The organism is Achromobacter sp. 2789STDY5608615, from assembly GCF_001298995.1.
Taxonomy (GTDB): domain Bacteria; phylum Pseudomonadota; class Gammaproteobacteria; order Burkholderiales; family Burkholderiaceae_B; genus Achromobacter; species Achromobacter insuavis.
Genome location: NZ_CYTY01000035.1, coordinates 52,274 through 66,967 on the forward strand (window position 1 = coordinate 52,274; position 14,694 = coordinate 66,967).

Consider the following 14,694-nt stretch of genomic DNA (forward strand, 5'->3'; position numbering starts at 1 on the left):
GTGGGTGTAGTCGTACCAGAGCGGCATGCCGGCGTTCAAGCCCATCTGCGCCACCGCCTGGACTCGCCCGTCGTAGACGCTGCAGGGATGGCCCAGCCGGATTTCGCCGGCGATGTTGTTGGCGATGACGGGGGCCTGGTTGTGGCACGAACCGCCGGCCTTGCTGACGGGCAGGTCGACCGTGTCGCCGATCACGTACACGTTCTCCAGGCCGTACACCTGCATGGTCTCGTGGTCGGTGGGCAGCCAGCCTTCGTTGTCCGGCGCCTGCGAAGCGCCGGATTCCAGCACGGCGTCGACCGCGCGGATCGGCGGCGTGGCCATGAGGATGTCGAAAGGTTGCTCGATGCCTTCTTCAGAATAGGCGATGCGCTGGTCGGGATCGACCTTCGCGAGGGTGAAGCCGCGCTGGAACCGGATGCCGCGCTGTTCGAAGATGGCCGGCAGCACCTCGCACGTGGGCTTTTGCAGGAACAGGCAGTTGCGCAGCAGTTGCGAGGTGGTCGGGTAGGTGTAGACGATCTCGACCCGGTCGCGCACGCCGCGGCGGCGCAGGTAGTCGTCGAGCATCAGCGTGGTTTCGATCGGCGCGATGCCGCATTGGTGCGGCACATTGGGCGTCTTGGGAAAGGTGACGCTGACGAATACGCGCCCGCGTTCGATCGTGGCCAGGCGGCCGGCCAGTTGCCGCGCCGGCTCGTACTGGTAGAAATGGTCGCCCGCCTCGCGCAGGCCCTCGATGCGCTCGGGCGCGGGAACGCAACCGGTGGCGATGACGAGATAGTCGTAGCCATGGCGCTTGCCGCTGCGCGTGTGCAATTGCTGGGCGTTGAAATCGAAGCGCGTCACCTTGTCGACGCGGAACTCGATTTCAGGCCGCAGCAGGGAACGTTCGGGGCGCTTGAGCTCTTCCTGGAAGAACAGGTTGAACGCCACATACATGAAGGCCGGTTTGTAGTAATGATCCGGCGAATCGGACAGCAACATGATGCTGACCTTGCCGGCCGACACTTCGGGATACAGCTTGTGGACCAGTTGGTTGGCCAACATGGTGCCGCCGACCCCGCCACCCACGACAACAATTCGCTTGCTCATAAAAATCCTCCAATGAGAATAATCAGGAACCAAGTGCAGTTGCGCCCTTATATGTAGCAAGTGGGGAGGGGTCGGTCAATCCAGTGGCGCCTTACTGCTTGACCGTCACGAACACCGGGTTCGAGTAGAACCACAGATCGTTGTAGTTGCGCGCATTGATCGCGTTGAAGCGGGCGGCGTTGTCGGTCAGGTCGACCTTGGCGTCCGGCAGCGGTTCGCCGTTGGCGGTCTCGCCGGCCACGTCGGGCGCCAGGTTGGTGCCGCGCAGGCGCAGGTACTGGCTCTTGTCGGCGGTCAGCTTGATCTTGATGACGTTGTAGCCGTCCTTGTCCACGGTCCAGTCCTTGCTCGTGTAACGGCCCAGCACGCGGGTGCTCGGATTGGTGGCGTTGTCGTACGCCGGCGTGCCGGCGGCGGCGCGGGCGCCGACATCGCCCACGATCAGGTCGACGTGGTGCACGGTCGGCTTGACGTAGGTGGGGTTGCCGCTTTCGATCGGATACTCGTAATGGTTGCTGGCGGGGCTGCGAAAGCGGATGGTGACTTCCACCTGCTCGCCCTTGGCCGCCGTCAGCTCGCCGCCCATCTGGGCCGTGCCCGACGCGCCCTGCGCCTGGAATTCGAGCGCGTCGATCAGGTCGCCGAAGACGCCGAACAGGCGGCCGCTCTTGAGGCCCGTGACCACCGCGGCCATGTCCTTGCCGTCCTTCCAGACGTAGGTCTTGGCGTATTCGCCCGGCGCGTAGCCGCTGCTGTACTGGCCGGTGGCGTTGATGCGGAAGTGGAAGTCCGAATCGGCCACGGTCCAGATGTGGCGGCCTTCGCCCAGCAGCGCGTCCCAGGTGCCGCCCAGCTTGGCCACCAGGTAGTCGACGCCGCCATAGGTGCGGTTGGGCAGCTTGTCCGGCGTGTAGGCCTCGGCGTAGCCGCCGCGGTCCGGCTCCATCTGGTTGCCGACCATGCCTTCGATGGCGAAGAAGATCGACGGCGCCAGATCATGCATTTCGCGCAGCTGGCCGATGGTGTACTTGCCGGCATAGCGCGACGGGTGGTTCAGCAGCATGTAGCTGTCGGGGTGCTTGTCGCGCAGCCACTTCAGGGCCGTCAGCGAGTCGGCGTGCGTGGTGTACGCGCGCGGCTGGCCGGCCAGGTCGGCGACCAGCTGCGCGTCGAACAGGTTGGCGGCCTTGTTGGTGTACAGGTATTCGAATTCCGCCACGGCGCGCAGCGACTTGGCGGACATCGGGTCGTTGGTGCCGATGCCGATGTTGATGTGGTCGTGCGTGGGCATGTCCCATTCGAACGACGAGAAGATGATCTTGCCGGCGTAGCGGCCCGCCGCCTGCGCCTGCTTGATGAACGGCACTTCGTAGCGCGCCATGCCGGTCGAGAACGGGATCGAGCCGCCGGGGATGTTGGCGCCGGTGTTGTCGCGCGCCGACATGCGCAGGTGGTTCGAGAGCGCGGCCCAGTCGAGTTTGTAGCGGTCGAAGGCCTGGTCCAGCACGCTCTCCAGGGTGGTCTGGGCGTCGTCGGACTGGATCGTGTGCACGTGCAGGTCGCCGGCGCTCCAGGCGCCGGTCTTCACCGGCGGCGCGGGCTCGGTCACGACCGGCGGCGCGCTCGTGTCGTCATCGTCGTCGCTGCCGCCGCAGGCGCTCAGCAAGGTTACGCAAGCCAGCGACAACGGCATCAGGGCCCGCCGCAGGCGGGTTACTTCGAACTGCATTCCATACTCCAGCGTCATGCGGCCCGCACCGGCGCGGCGCCGCGAAGGCCCGCACTATGCGGGCCGCGAGTGACGCGGGAATGACAGCTTGCCGTTAGCGGGCGCCGTCCGCCGCATCGGCCAGCGCCTGGCGGATGATGGCCTGCGCAGTCCAGCGCGCGACGTCGGTGACGGCCGGCAATTCCAGGCCCCAGATGTCCTTGAGCACCAGGAACACTTCGGTGCCGTAGACCAGCGACAGCGCCTGCGCCACGCGTTCCTGCTGCGCCGGCGGCAGCGCGTCCGCCAGCGGCGCGATGGCGCGCTTGAGAATGTCGACTCGATGGCCGCGCACCAGCCGCGGCTCGTTGCCGGCGCGGCCGGCGCTGGCTTCGGCGTGCTGCTGCAGCGACACCTGGATGGCCGCGCGCAGCGGCGCCTCGTGGGCCGCCAGGCGCGGGTAGGCGAAGCGCAGCAGTTCGTCGACGCGGGTGGCGGCGTCGGGCGCGGTCGAGTCCCAGGCCAGGATCGGCCCCAGGCTCTCGTCGACCACGGCGGCGATCAGCGCGCTCTGGCTCGGGAAGTAGCGGTAGGCGGTGGCGCGCGACACCTGCGCGTGCTCGGCCAGTTCGGCCACCGACGGGGTGATGCCTTGCGCCATCAGGCGCTGCGCCGCGTCCAGCAGGATCTTGCGCATGCGCGCGCGCGGCCCGTGCGGCGGTTCGCCGCTGGCGGCGGCCTGCCGGCTGGCGGGCGCGATCAGGCGCGCCGGGGCGGCGGCCGGCTTGCGCGCGGCGGTCGTGGTTTGACGTGAGACAGGTGTCTCAGTATGATTCTTTCGTCTCATTTCTTGATTCTACAGGGCCACGCGCCCCGGACATATATCGAGGCGCGCACCGAGTGTAGCCGCCCGCGGAGGAGTCATGACGCATTCGAATCGGCGGGTTTTCGTGGCCGCCACCTACGACACCAAGGGCCACGAGGCCGAGTATGTGGTCGATCTGCTCAAGCGCGACGGCCTGGACGTGGTCTCGGTGGACGTGTCCACCACCGGCGCGGCCAGCGCGGCGCAGGTGCAGGCACGGGAGGTGGCGCGCAGCCACCCGCAGGGCGAGCAGGCCGTGTTCACGGGCGACCGTGGCAGCGCCATCGCCGCCATGGCGCTGGCGTTCGAGCGCTATGCCGCCGCCAACCCCGATATCGGCGCCTTGCTGGGCCTGGGCGGCTCCGGCGGCACCGCGTTGATCACCCCGGCCATGCGCGCGCTGCCCATCGGCGTGCCCAAGCTGATGGTCTCGACCATGGCGTCGGGCAACGTTGCGCCCTACGTTGGCCCGTCCGACATCGCGATGATGTACTCCGTGACCGACGTGGCCGGCCTGAACCGCATCTCGCGCCGCGTGCTGGCCAATGCCGCCGGCGCCATCGGCGGCGCCTTCCGCCAGGCCGCCACGGCCACGGGCGGCGACAGCCAGCCGGCCGTCGGCATCACCATGTTCGGCGTCACCACCGCCTGCGTGCAGCAGGTCACGCCGCTGCTCGAATCGCGCTATGACTGCCTGGTGTTCCACGCCACCGGCACCGGCGGCCAGTCGATGGAAAAACTGCTCGACAGCCATCTGCTGTCCGGCGTGCTGGACCTGACCACCACCGAGGTCTGCGACTTCCTGTTCGGCGGCGTGCTGGCCTGCACCGAGGACCGCTTCGGCGCCGTGGCCCGCACCCGCGCGCCCTACGTCGGCTCTTGCGGCGCGCTCGACATGGTCAATTTCGGCGCCATGGATTCGGTGCCCGAGCGCTACCAGGGCCGCACCTTCTACCCCCACAACCCGCAGGTGACGCTGATGCGCACCACCGTGGAAGAAAACCGCCGCCAGGGCGAGTGGATCGCCGACAGGCTGAACCGCTGCGACGGTCCGGTGCGTTTCCTGATTCCGGAAGGCGGCGTGTCGGCGCTGGACGCGCCGGGCCAGGCGTTCTGGGACCCGCAGGCCGACGCCGCGCTGTTCGACGCGCTGGAGTCGCGGCTGGTGCAGACCGCCAACCGCCGCCTGGTGCGCGTGCCGTGCCACATCAACGACCCGCTGTTCGCCCGCGCCGCGGTCGAGCAGTTTCTCGACATCGCAACACACTGAGGATTTCCGCCATGCCGCGCTTCGACCGTAACCAACTGCTGGACAAGTTCCGCGCCATGGTGCGCGCCCGCACCCCCATCGTGGGCGGCGGCGCCGGCACCGGACTGTCCGCCAAGTGCGAGGAAGCGGGCGGCATCGACCTGATCGTGATCTACAACTCGGGCCGCTACCGCATGGCCGGGCGCGGCTCGCTGGCCGGCCTGCTGGCCTACGGCAACGCCAACGAGATCGTGGTCGACATGGGTCGCGAAGTGCTGCCGGTGGTCAAGCACACGCCGGTGCTGGCCGGCGTCAACGGCACCGATCCGTTCTGCGACTTCGACGTGTTCCTGGACGACCTCAAGCGCCAGGGCTTTGCCGGCGTGCAGAACTTTCCCACCGTCGGCCTGATCGACGGCACCTTCCGCGCCAACCTGGAAGAGACCGGCATGGGCTACGCGCTGGAAGTGGACATGATCCGCCTGGCGCACGAAAAAGGCATGCTGACCACGCCGTACGTCTTCAACGAGGACGACGCCGTGGCCATGACGCAGGCCGGCGCCGACATCATCGTGGCGCACATGGGCCTGACCACCGGCGGTTCGATCGGCGCCGAGGCCGCGCTGACGCTGGACGATTGCGTGGCCGCCATCGACCGCATCGCCGCGGCCGCGCTGGCCGTGCGTCCGGACGTGATCGTGCTGTGCCACGGCGGCCCCATCGCCACGCCCGAGGATGCCGCCCACGTCCTGCGCCATTGCCGGCATTGCCATGGTTTCTACGGCGCCAGCTCGATGGAGCGCCTGCCCACCGAACAGGCGCTGACCGCCGCCACCCGCGAGTTCAAGCAACTGACTTTCTGACAGGAGTCCGCATGCCGCATACCGTCTACACCAGCGCCATCGTCCAGGCGCCGCTGGCCAAGGTCTGGCCGCAGTTCCGTGATTTCAATGGCCTGGCGGGATGGCATCCCGGCATCGCCCAGAGCCGCCTGGAAGAGGGCGGCCGCCACGATGCGGTCGGCTCGGTGCGCTATCTGTCGCTCAAGCCCTCGGGCTTCGTGCGCGAGCAGCTGCTGATGCTGGACGACCCCGGCACGGCGCTGCGCTACTCGATCATCGAGACCGACCTGCCGATGCGCGACTACGTCGCCGGCGTCACCCTGACGGCGATCACCGAGAGCGGCGCCACGCTGGTGGAATGGTGGGCCGATTTCCGCGTCGAGGACGGCGCCGACCTGCAGGCGGTGGCCGCCGCCGTGGGGCAGGGCGTGTTCGCCGCCGGCCTGGCCGCGCTGGACGAGAAGCTGCGCGGCTGAACGGCGCCTGCCGCCACGGAGGCCAGCACGGCGTTGCCGCCTCCGCTCAACCGCGCCTGCGCGCCGCGCCCGCCGCCAGCCGGCAACCGGCCGGCAGCGCCGCGCCGCGCAGATAATCGCGGATGGCGCGGATCAGCGCCTCGGCCGCCGGGCTCAGCGCGTATTCCTTGTGGCGGATGATGCACATCGTGCGCACCACCGTCGGCCGCGCCAGCAGCGCGTAGGCCAGTTCCGGCTCCATCACGCGCTGCGCCGCCAGCGCGGGCAGCAGCGCCACGCCCATGCCGGCCTTCACCAGCGCCGCCTGCGAGGTGGTGCTGGAGGCCTCATAGAAGGGCGCCGCCGCCTCGATCGGCAGATCGGCCCGGGCGCGCAGCAGCGCCATGATGCCGGTCTCGTCCACCACGCCCACCAGCTTGCGGCCGGCCAGGTCGGCCCAGCGCATGGCGCCGTCGCGGCCCGGCCGCAGGCTGGCGTCGTCGCGCCGGTACAGCACGCCGAAGCGGTCTTCCAGCAGCGGATCGAAATGCAGGCCGGGCGCGTCGGCCCAGCGGCTGGTCAGGCCGAAGTCGACCTCGCGCGTGCTCACCTTGCGCTGGATGCGGCCGGAGTTGTCGTCGCTGAGATACAGGCGGATGGCGGGATACTGCGCCGAGAACACCGCCGCCGCCGGCGCGATGAGCTGCGTGATGGCGGATGGCGCGGCGGCCACGCCGACGCGGCCGCGCTCCAGCGCGCCAAAGCGCACCACGTCCTCGATCACGCCATCGAAATCGGCCAGCAGGCGCATCACGCGCGGCAGGAATTCCTCGCCCGCCGCGGTCAGCAGCACGCGCCGGCTGGTGCGCGCGAACAGCTGCGTGGCCAGCGCCTCTTCCAGCTGCCGCACCAGGCTGGTCACGGACGACTGGGTCTGGAACAGGCGCTTGCCCGCGTGCGTGAAGCTGGACTCCTGCGCCACGGCGACGAACGCGGTCAGGTGCTTGAGGGTGACGTGCTTGGGCAGGCGATGCATTTCAAAATGAGATAGATGGATCAGTAAAAACAATTTTTGCAGATTGATCCGGCGGACGATACTAGGGGCTTCATCAAGCACAGGGGCGCCCGCGGGCGTCCCGCGAGCGGCCGGCGTCCAAGCCGGCCCCATCAAGGCGGAAGTTGCATGCAGGAAAATCTGGATCTGGTGATTGAGGGCGGCTGGCTGATTGACGGGCTGGGCGGACCGCGCCGGCGCGCCGACGTCGGCATCCGCGGCGAGCGCATCGCCGCCATCGGCGATCTGTCGGCCATGCCGGCCGGCCGGCGCATCGACGCCGGCGGCAAGATCGTCGCCCCCGGCTTCATCGACACCCACGGCCACGACGACCTGATGTTCGTGGAAAAGCCGGGCCTGGAATGGAAGACCAGCCAGGGCATCACCTCGGTGGTGGTCGGCAACTGCGGCATCAGCGGCGCGCCGGCGCCCTTGCCCGGCAATACCGCCGCGGCGCTGGCGCTGCTGGGCGATTCGCCGCTGTTCACGGACATGGCCGCGTACTTCGGCGCGCTGCAGGCGCAGCGGCCGATGATCAACGTGGCCGCGCTGGTGGGCCACGCCAATCTGCGCCTGGCCGCCATGCGCGATCCGGCCGCCCAGCCCAGCGAAGCGGAACAGCAGGCCATGGAGCGCATGCTGGCCGAGGCGCTGGCGGCCGGCGCGGCGGGCTTCAGCACGGGCCTGGCCTACCAGCCCGGCGGCGTCGCCGAGGCCGCCGAGCTGGACGGCCTGGCGCGGGTGGCCGCGGCGCGCGGCGCGCTGCATACCAGCCACATCCGCAACGAAGGCGACGCGGTCGAGGCCGCGGTCGACGAGGTGCTGTCGGTCGGCCGCCGCACCGGCTGCGCCACGGTGCTGTCGCACCACAAATGCATGATGCCCGCCAACTGGGGCAAGAGCGCGGCCACGCTGGCCAACATCGACCGCGCCCGCGCCGACGGCGTGGACGTGGCGCTGGACATCTATCCCTATCCCGGCAGCTCCACCATCCTGATTCCGGAGCGCGCCGACCAGATCGACGACATCCGCATCACCTGGTCGACCCCGCATCCGGAATGCGGCGGCCAGTCGCTGGCCGAGATCGCCGCGCGCTGGGACTGCGACCCGGTGACGGCCGCGCGCCGCCTGTGTCCCGCCGGCGCGATCTACTTCGCCATGGACGAGAACGAGGTGCGCCGCATCTTCCAGCACGAGTGCTGCATGGTGGGCTCCGACGGCCTGCCCAACGACGCGCATCCGCATCCGCGCCTGTGGGGCAGCTTCACGCGCGTGCTGGGCCGCTATGTGCGCGAGGCCGAGCTGCTGACGCTGGAGGCGGCGGTGGCCAAGATGACGGCGCTGCCGGCGCGCGTGTTCGGCCTGGCGGACCGCGGCCGGCTGGCCGTCGGCGCCTGGGCCGACGTGGTGGTGTTCGACGCCGACACGGTGCGCGACCGCGCCACCTGGGACGCGCCGACGCTGGCCTCGGCCGGCATCGAGCACGTGCTGGTCAACGGCTGCCCGGTGTTTCCGGCGGCGCCCGAGACGCAGCGCCCCGGCAGGATATTGCGCCGCGATGCCAGCATCGCGGGCGCGCCCCCGATTTCCCCATAACAAGCAGAACCGATCCCCACAGGAGACAACCCCCATGATCCGCAAGACTTGCGTCGCCCTGGCGCTGGCCGCCCTGTTGCCGGCGGCCCACGCCGAATTCCCCGACCGTCCCATCACCTTGATCGTGCCGTTCCCGGCCGGCGGTCCCACCGACATCGTCGGTCGGCTGGCCGCGGCCAAGGCCGGCGAGATCCTGGGGCAGCAGATCGTGGTGGAGAACCGCACCGGGGCGTCCGGCACCATCGGCATGGCCGCCACCGCGCGCGCCAAGCCGGATGGCTACACCGTGGGCCTGGCGACCGTCAGCACTCACGGCACCGCGCCGCACCTGTTCCCGAACCTGGCCTACGACCCGGTCAAGGACTTCACGCCGGTCAGCAACCTGGTGACCAGCCCCAACATCCTCAGCGTCAATCCGCAGTATCCGGCCAAGACCCTGGCGGAATTCGTCTCGCACGTGCGCGCCAATCCGGGCAAGGACGGCTACGCCAATGCCGGCGCCGGCGGCATCAACGACCTGGGCATGATCTGGTTCCTGCAGATCACGGGCGGCAAGATGAACAGCATCTCCTACCGCGGGTCGGCGCCGGCGCTGACCGACACGGTGGGCGGGGTGGTGCCGGTGATCTTCGACAACTTCCCGTCGTCGCTGCCGTACATCAAGAGCAAGCACCTGCGTCCGCTGGCGATTACCGGCGCGGCGCGCAATCCGCGCCTGCCGGACGTGCCGACCTTCGCCGAGCAGGGCTACAAGGACTACGACGTCACCGCCTGGTACGGCGTGGTGGGGCCGGCCGGCATGCCGGCCGACGTGCGCGACAAGCTGGCGCAGGCCTTCGCCAAGGCGGTGCGCGACCCCGCCACCGCGGCCAAGATGGAGGAAACCGGCGCGTTCCCGCTGGGCAGCACGCCGGCCGAATTCGGCGCGCAGATCCGCGCCGAGCGCGATCGCTGGAAGACCGTGATCGACCAGGCGCAGATCAAGCTGCAATAGGCTGGAGCGCGGCGCGGCGCGGCCGGCCCCGGGGCCGGCGGCCTCAGTACACGTCGCGGCGGTAGCGGCCGTCGTGCCGCAGCGCCTGCAGCGGCTCGTCGCCGAGGATGTCGCGCAGCGCGGCATCGACGCCGCCGGCCATGCCTTGCAGGCTGCCGCAGACGTAGATCGCCGCGCCTTCGGCGATCCAGGCGCGCACATCGCCGGCCTGCTCCAGCAGGCGGTGCTGCACATAGCGGCGCTCGGGCTGGTCGCGCGAATACACCCGGTCCAGGCGGGCCAGCGTGCCGTCCTCGCGCCAGGCGTCGAGTTCGGCGCCGCAGAAGCGGTCATGCGCGGCGTTGCGTTCGCCGAACAACAGCCAGTTGCGCGAGTGCCCGGCGGCGCGGCGCGCCTTGATCAGGGCGCGCAGGCCGGCGAGCCCGGTGCCGTTGCCGATCAGGATCAGCGGCCGGCTGTCGGCCGGCGCGTGGAAATTGCGGTTGCCGCGGATCCGCAGGTCGATCGGATCGCCCACTTGCGCGATCTCGGTCAGCCAGCCGCTGCCCACGCCCAGCGCGCCATCGGCGCCGCGCATCTGGCGCACCAGCAGTTGCAGCGCGCCGTCGGCCGGCAGCGAGGCGATCGAATATTCGCGGTGCGGCTGCGGCGCGCCGTCGCGCGTCAGGCGCGGGCCGATTTCGGCGATATCGCCGGCCAGCCAGACCGGCGCGCTGGCGGCGGGCGGCGCCAGCGTCAGCAGGTAGCATGGGCCGCCTTGGCTGCCGGGGTTGAGCAGTTCGCGGCCGGCGAGCCGCCAGGGCGCATAGGCCGGCGCTTCCCAATCGGGCAGGTCGCCGCGGCCGGCCAGCAGGCCCAGGTGATGCTGCCAGTGGCGCAGGTCCGCCGGATTGCCGTCGTCGACCTCGACCCGGTCGAACAGCGGCGTGGCGCCGTGCCGCCGCAGCCATTCGTCGAGGCGGCGGCCGAAGCCGCAGAAATGGGCGTATTCGCTGTCTCCCAGCGCCAGCACCGCGTATCGCAGGCCGCCCAGCGACGGCGTCGCGGCCTGCATCGTCTGGCTGGCGAAGGCCGCGGCCGCGTCGGGCGGATCGCCTTCGCCGTAGGTGCTGGCGATGAACAGGATGCGCCGGCTGGCGGCCAGGCGCGCGCCATCCAGTTGCGCCAGCGGCGCGACGCGCACGGCCAGGCCGCCGGCCTGGAGCGACTGCGCGGTCTGCGCCGCCAGCGCTTCGGCATAGCCGGTCTGGCTGGCGTAGGCCACCAGGATGGCGTCGTCTCCCTGGGGCGCGTCCAGCTCGCGCAGGGCCCGCGCCGCCAGGGTCTGGCGCCGCCGCGCACGATGCCACGCCCAGCCGCACAGCAGCAGCCAGGCCAGCACCACGCACGCGGCGGCGATCCAGCGGGACGTCATGATTCAGCGCGCGACGGCCAGGGCCTGGAAGGCCGCGCTGGCATCGACGCGGTAGCCGCCGGCGTCGCGCATGATGAACAGCGCCGCCAGGCGGTGGCGTTCGGCGTAGGCCAGCCCGTCGCGTTCGCCGAGCACGGTCAGCGCGGTGGCCAGCGCATCGGCCTGCATGCAGTGGGCGTGCAGCACGGTGACCGAGGCGACGCCGTTGCGCACCGGCTGGCCGCTGCGCGGGTCGATGGTGTGGGCATAGCGGGCATCGCCTTCGCCGGCATAGCGGCGGTAGTCGCCCGAGGTGGCGATGGCCAGGTCGCGTAGCGGCAGGGCCAGCGCGTGGGCGTCGCTGCCGTCGGGCACTTCCACCGCGACGCGCCAGGGCTGGCCGTCGGGGCGCTGGCCGCGCGCGCGCAGCTCGCCGCCCACCTCGACCAGGTAATCGGTCAGGCCGAGCGCGTCCAGCGCCTGCGCGGCGCGGTCCACGCCATAGCCCTTGGCGATGGAAGACAGATCGAGATAGATGCCGCCCGGCTGGTGCGCGGCCTGGCGCGCGGGGTCCAGGGCCACGCGGCGCCAGCCGCAGCGCGCGCGGGCGGCGTCGATCGCGGCCGGCGAGGGCGGCTCGAAGCCGCGCTGCCACGGGCCGAAGCCCCAGGCGTTGACCAGCGGGCCGACCGTCGGGTCATAGGCGCCATCGCTGTCTTCGGCCAACGCCAGCGCGTGGCGCAGCACGTGGAAGAAGGCGGCCGGCAGTTCGCGCCAGCCGGGGCCGGCGCGGTTGTAGCGGCTGATGTCGGATTCGGCTTCCCAGGTGCTCATCTGCGCCACCACCTCGTCCAGCGCGGCCTGGATCGCCTGGCGCGCGGCCGCTTCGTCGCGGCCGGCCGGCAGCGCCAGCCGCGCCGACCAGGTGGTGCCCATGGTGGCGCCCGCCAGCGCGGCGGCGCGCGCCGGCAGGCCGCCGAAGCTCACGCGCGGCGCGGCCATGACCGCGCCGCGCGGCGCATAGGAAGGCGTGTCCGACATACCGGCGGCAACCGTCAGGGTTGCAGCACTTCGACGGTGCCGGCGTACGACAGGCGGCGCTTCTTGGCCTGCGCCACCGTCACCTTGGCGTCTTCGGTGCCGGCTTCCACCCAGTACAGGCCCGGCTGCGGCCACTTGACCGAGAACTTGCCGTCCTTGTCGGTCTTGACGGCGATCTCGCCGACCTTGTCGCGGTAGCGGGCGCCGCCCGGCACGAGGGTCACGTCGAGGTTGGCGGCGGGCTTGCCGTCCAGCAGCATCTGGAAGCTGGCGGATTCGCCGCTGTACAGGTCGTTCGGGTGCGTCACCGGCGCCAGCTCCAGGCCGCGGCCCACGGGCTTGACGGCGCTGGGCTTGCCGGCGGTGACGAAGGTTTCGACGCGGCCCAGGCTCTGCGTGACTTCCAGGTCGGCGGCGTTGGCCGGCACGGCCTGCGCCAGGCCCTCGGGCTTGCCGAAGTAGCGCTTGGGCTTGCCGTCTTCCTTCCAGCGCGCGAACACGCCGTCGTTGACCACGGCGATGCGGTAGGTGCCGCTCTGCTTGAGCTGCAGGTCGAAGGTGCTGCGCAGCTTGCCGCGGTTCAGGTTCTCGGCCTCGGCGGCGGAGCCGTCCGGCGCCACCACGGCCAGGCCGTCCAGGCGCAGCGGCGCGTGGTTGAAGTAGAACTTGTCGTTGCCGACGGCGGCGTCCACGGTGATCCAGCTGTCGGTGCCGGACAGCACCGTCGAGGACGGCACCATCCAGACGTCATGGGCCTGCGCGGCGAAAGGCAGGCTCAGGGCCAGGGCGGCGGCCAGTTTGGCGGCGGATTTCATGGTGGCTTTCCTCAGGGTCAGGGTTTCAGGTCCAGGGCGATGGCGCCCAGCTCGTGTTCGCCGCGCGCGGTCAATTGCTCGGCCTTCTGCGGCGGCCACTGGAAGGGAATGCGCAGCAGCTCGCGGCCGCCGACTTCGCGCGCCGCTTCCACCACCACCGCGTACTGGCCCGGCTTCAGGCTGGCCAGCGGCTTGGCGGCGGCGTCGAATTGCAGGGCGTGCTTGCCGACCGGCTTGGTGGCGCCGCTGACGCCGTCCACCGGGAAGGTCTGGTTGCGGCCGCTGCGGCGCCACCACTGGCGCATGTCCTTGAGCCACTCGGTGCCTTCGTTGTTCTTCTTGGCCACGTCGTACCAGACCGCCAGGTCGGCGGCCACGCTCTGGTCGGGATTCTCGATCCAGATCGCGACGTAGGGGCGGTGGTATTCGGCCACGTCCAGGCGCGGCACCTCGATGGACAGGCCGATGTCGGCGGCATGGGCCGTTCGGGCGATCAGGCCGGCCAGCATGGCCGACAACAACAGCTTGCGCATGGATATCTCCAGGGCGGATCGAATGGATCAGTGAATGAAAAGCAGCGCCAGCACCAGCGGGATGACGACGCCGAGGCCGACCATGGGCCAGGTGGCGCCGCGGTTGCCCGCGTGCATCTTGAGCAGCACCAGCCCGGTCAGGGCAAAGACCAGACAGGCGATGGCGAAGATATCGAGGAACCAGCTCCAGGCCTGGCCGGTATTGCGGCCCTTGTGCAGGTCATTGAGATAGGCGATCCAGCCGCGGTCGGTGCGTTCGTATTCGATATCGCCGCTGGCGCGGTCGATGGACAGCCAGGCGTCGCCGCCAGCGCGCGGCAGCGACAGGTAGACCTCGTCGGCCGACCATTCGGCCGGCTTGCCGCCAGTGGCGGTGTCCAGTTCGCGGTCGAGCCATTGGACGACGGCGGCGGGCAGGGGGGCCTTTCTTCTGGCCGGCGGGCGCCGCCAGCTGGGCCAGCACGGGCTCGGGCAGGCGCGCCTCGCGGTTGGTGACGCGGGCCCTGGCTTCGATGTGGGAGGCGTTGTTCAGGGTCAGCCCGGTCACCGCGAACAGCAGCATGCCCAGCAGGCACAGTGCCGAGCTGATCCAGTGCCATTGGTGCAGCGTCTTGAGCCAGTAGGCCCGGCGGCGGGGGGAGGCGTGACTGTCCATGGTGGGGGGAAAATACAAGGGCCGGAGTCTAACACTCAATGAGAATGAATCTTATAAAACACATCGTTAATGTGGGAAGGAAATTTCAATCGGTTTCGGACTGGTCGCGGGCGGGGATAAGATAGGTCACCCGTTACACACCACCGGAGGTCGTCATGCTTGACTCGCAAGTCGTGGATCAGATCGGTCGTCACTGGGGTTGGGTGGCATTGCGCGGCGTCGTCGCCATCCTGTTCGGCCTGATGGCCATGTTCATGCCGGCGATCACGCTGTCGGCGCTGGTGCTGGTGTGGGGCGCGTTCGCGCTGGCCGATGGCGTGCTGGCGCTGATCGCCGGTATCCGCATCCGCGACCAGGGCAAACCGTTGTGGGCCTTGATCATCGTCGGCCTGCTGGGGG

General features: G+C 70.1%; 14 protein-coding genes and 1 pseudogene. 6 read left to right on the top strand and 9 right to left on the bottom strand.

All coding sequences use genetic code 11. The annotated features are described in order from the left end of the window. The 3 genes from AOZ49_RS24525 to AOZ49_RS24535 all read right to left on the bottom strand — a co-directional run. The coding region (locus tag AOZ49_RS24525) for an NAD(P)/FAD-dependent oxidoreductase (RefSeq protein ID WP_054478285.1) at positions 1-1,095 on the bottom strand (1,095 nt) is incomplete at its 3' end. 91 nt (positions 1,096-1,186) lie between these two features. After that, on the bottom strand, positions 1,187-2,824 hold the full coding sequence (locus tag AOZ49_RS24530) for a CehA/McbA family metallohydrolase domain-containing protein (protein WP_054478287.1): 1,638 nt from the start codon (positions 2,822-2,824) through the stop codon (positions 1,187-1,189). Between the two features lie 94 nt (positions 2,825-2,918). Continuing rightward, on the bottom strand, positions 2,919-3,566 hold the full coding sequence (locus tag AOZ49_RS24535) for a TetR/AcrR family transcriptional regulator (RefSeq protein ID WP_054430345.1): 648 nt from the start codon (positions 3,564-3,566) through the stop codon (positions 2,919-2,921). A gap of 160 nt (positions 3,567-3,726) precedes the next feature. On the opposite strand from AOZ49_RS24535, the gene AOZ49_RS24540 reads away from it, so the two are divergent. Genes AOZ49_RS24540 through AOZ49_RS24550 form a run of 3 tightly spaced genes read left to right on the top strand, consistent with a single transcriptional unit; the run spans position 3,727 to position 6,235 of the window. Further along, complete coding sequence (locus AOZ49_RS24540) at positions 3,727-4,938, top strand: Tm-1-like ATP-binding domain-containing protein (protein ID WP_054478290.1); 1,212 nt, start codon at positions 3,727-3,729, stop codon at positions 4,936-4,938. 11 nt (positions 4,939-4,949) lie between these two features. After that, positions 4,950-5,780: a phosphoenolpyruvate hydrolase family protein gene (locus AOZ49_RS24545; protein WP_054478292.1), complete on the top strand. Its 831-nt coding sequence runs from the start codon at positions 4,950-4,952 to the stop codon at positions 5,778-5,780. A gap of 11 nt (positions 5,781-5,791) precedes the next feature. Next, the gene (locus AOZ49_RS24550; protein WP_054478294.1) at positions 5,792-6,235 is read left to right on the top strand and encodes an SRPBCC family protein; all 444 of its coding nucleotides are present in this window, start codon (positions 5,792-5,794) and stop codon (positions 6,233-6,235) included. A gap of 46 nt (positions 6,236-6,281) precedes the next feature. Here the strand turns inward: AOZ49_RS24550 and AOZ49_RS24555 are convergent, their stop codons facing one another. Further along, a complete protein-coding gene (locus tag AOZ49_RS24555) occupies positions 6,282-7,250 on the bottom strand; it encodes a LysR family transcriptional regulator (protein ID WP_054430202.1) in 969 nt (322 codons plus the stop codon). A gap of 147 nt (positions 7,251-7,397) precedes the next feature. Here AOZ49_RS24555 and AOZ49_RS24560 point away from each other — a divergent pair, with 147 nt between their 5' ends. Continuing rightward, positions 7,398-8,864: an N-acyl-D-glutamate deacylase gene (locus tag AOZ49_RS24560; RefSeq protein WP_054478295.1), complete on the top strand. Its 1,467-nt coding sequence runs from the start codon at positions 7,398-7,400 to the stop codon at positions 8,862-8,864. Positions 8,865-8,898: 34 nt separating this feature from the next. After that, positions 8,899-9,858, top strand: a complete 960-nt coding sequence (locus tag AOZ49_RS24565) for a tripartite tricarboxylate transporter substrate binding protein BugE (protein WP_054478297.1) — start codon at positions 8,899-8,901, stop codon at positions 9,856-9,858. Positions 9,859-9,901: 43 nt separating this feature from the next. Here the strand turns inward: AOZ49_RS24565 and AOZ49_RS24570 are convergent, their stop codons facing one another. The 5 genes and pseudogenes from AOZ49_RS24570 to AOZ49_RS24590 form a co-directional block, all read right to left on the bottom strand. Beyond that, complete coding sequence (locus AOZ49_RS24570; protein WP_054478299.1) at positions 9,902-11,272, bottom strand: sulfite reductase subunit alpha; 1,371 nt, start codon at positions 11,270-11,272, stop codon at positions 9,902-9,904. A 3-nt stretch (positions 11,273-11,275) separates the two neighbouring features. Further along, on the bottom strand, positions 11,276-12,292 hold the full coding sequence (locus AOZ49_RS24575; protein WP_082380577.1) for an FAD:protein FMN transferase: 1,017 nt from the start codon (positions 12,290-12,292) through the stop codon (positions 11,276-11,278). A gap of 14 nt (positions 12,293-12,306) precedes the next feature. Continuing rightward, complete coding sequence (locus tag AOZ49_RS24580) at positions 12,307-13,107, bottom strand: DUF4198 domain-containing protein (RefSeq protein ID WP_054478301.1); 801 nt, start codon at positions 13,105-13,107, stop codon at positions 12,307-12,309. A 17-nt stretch (positions 13,108-13,124) separates the two neighbouring features. Further along, the gene (locus tag AOZ49_RS24585) at positions 13,125-13,640 is read right to left on the bottom strand and encodes a DUF2271 domain-containing protein (RefSeq protein WP_054430191.1); all 516 of its coding nucleotides are present in this window, start codon (positions 13,638-13,640) and stop codon (positions 13,125-13,127) included. A gap of 27 nt (positions 13,641-13,667) precedes the next feature. Then, positions 13,668-14,295: pseudogene (locus AOZ49_RS24590) on the bottom strand (PepSY-associated TM helix domain-containing protein). 155 nt (positions 14,296-14,450) lie between these two features. Here AOZ49_RS24590 and AOZ49_RS24595 point away from each other — a divergent pair. Further along, a partial coding sequence (locus tag AOZ49_RS24595) for a DUF308 domain-containing protein (RefSeq protein ID WP_197286774.1) occupies positions 14,451-14,694 on the top strand: 244 nt, incomplete at its 3' end.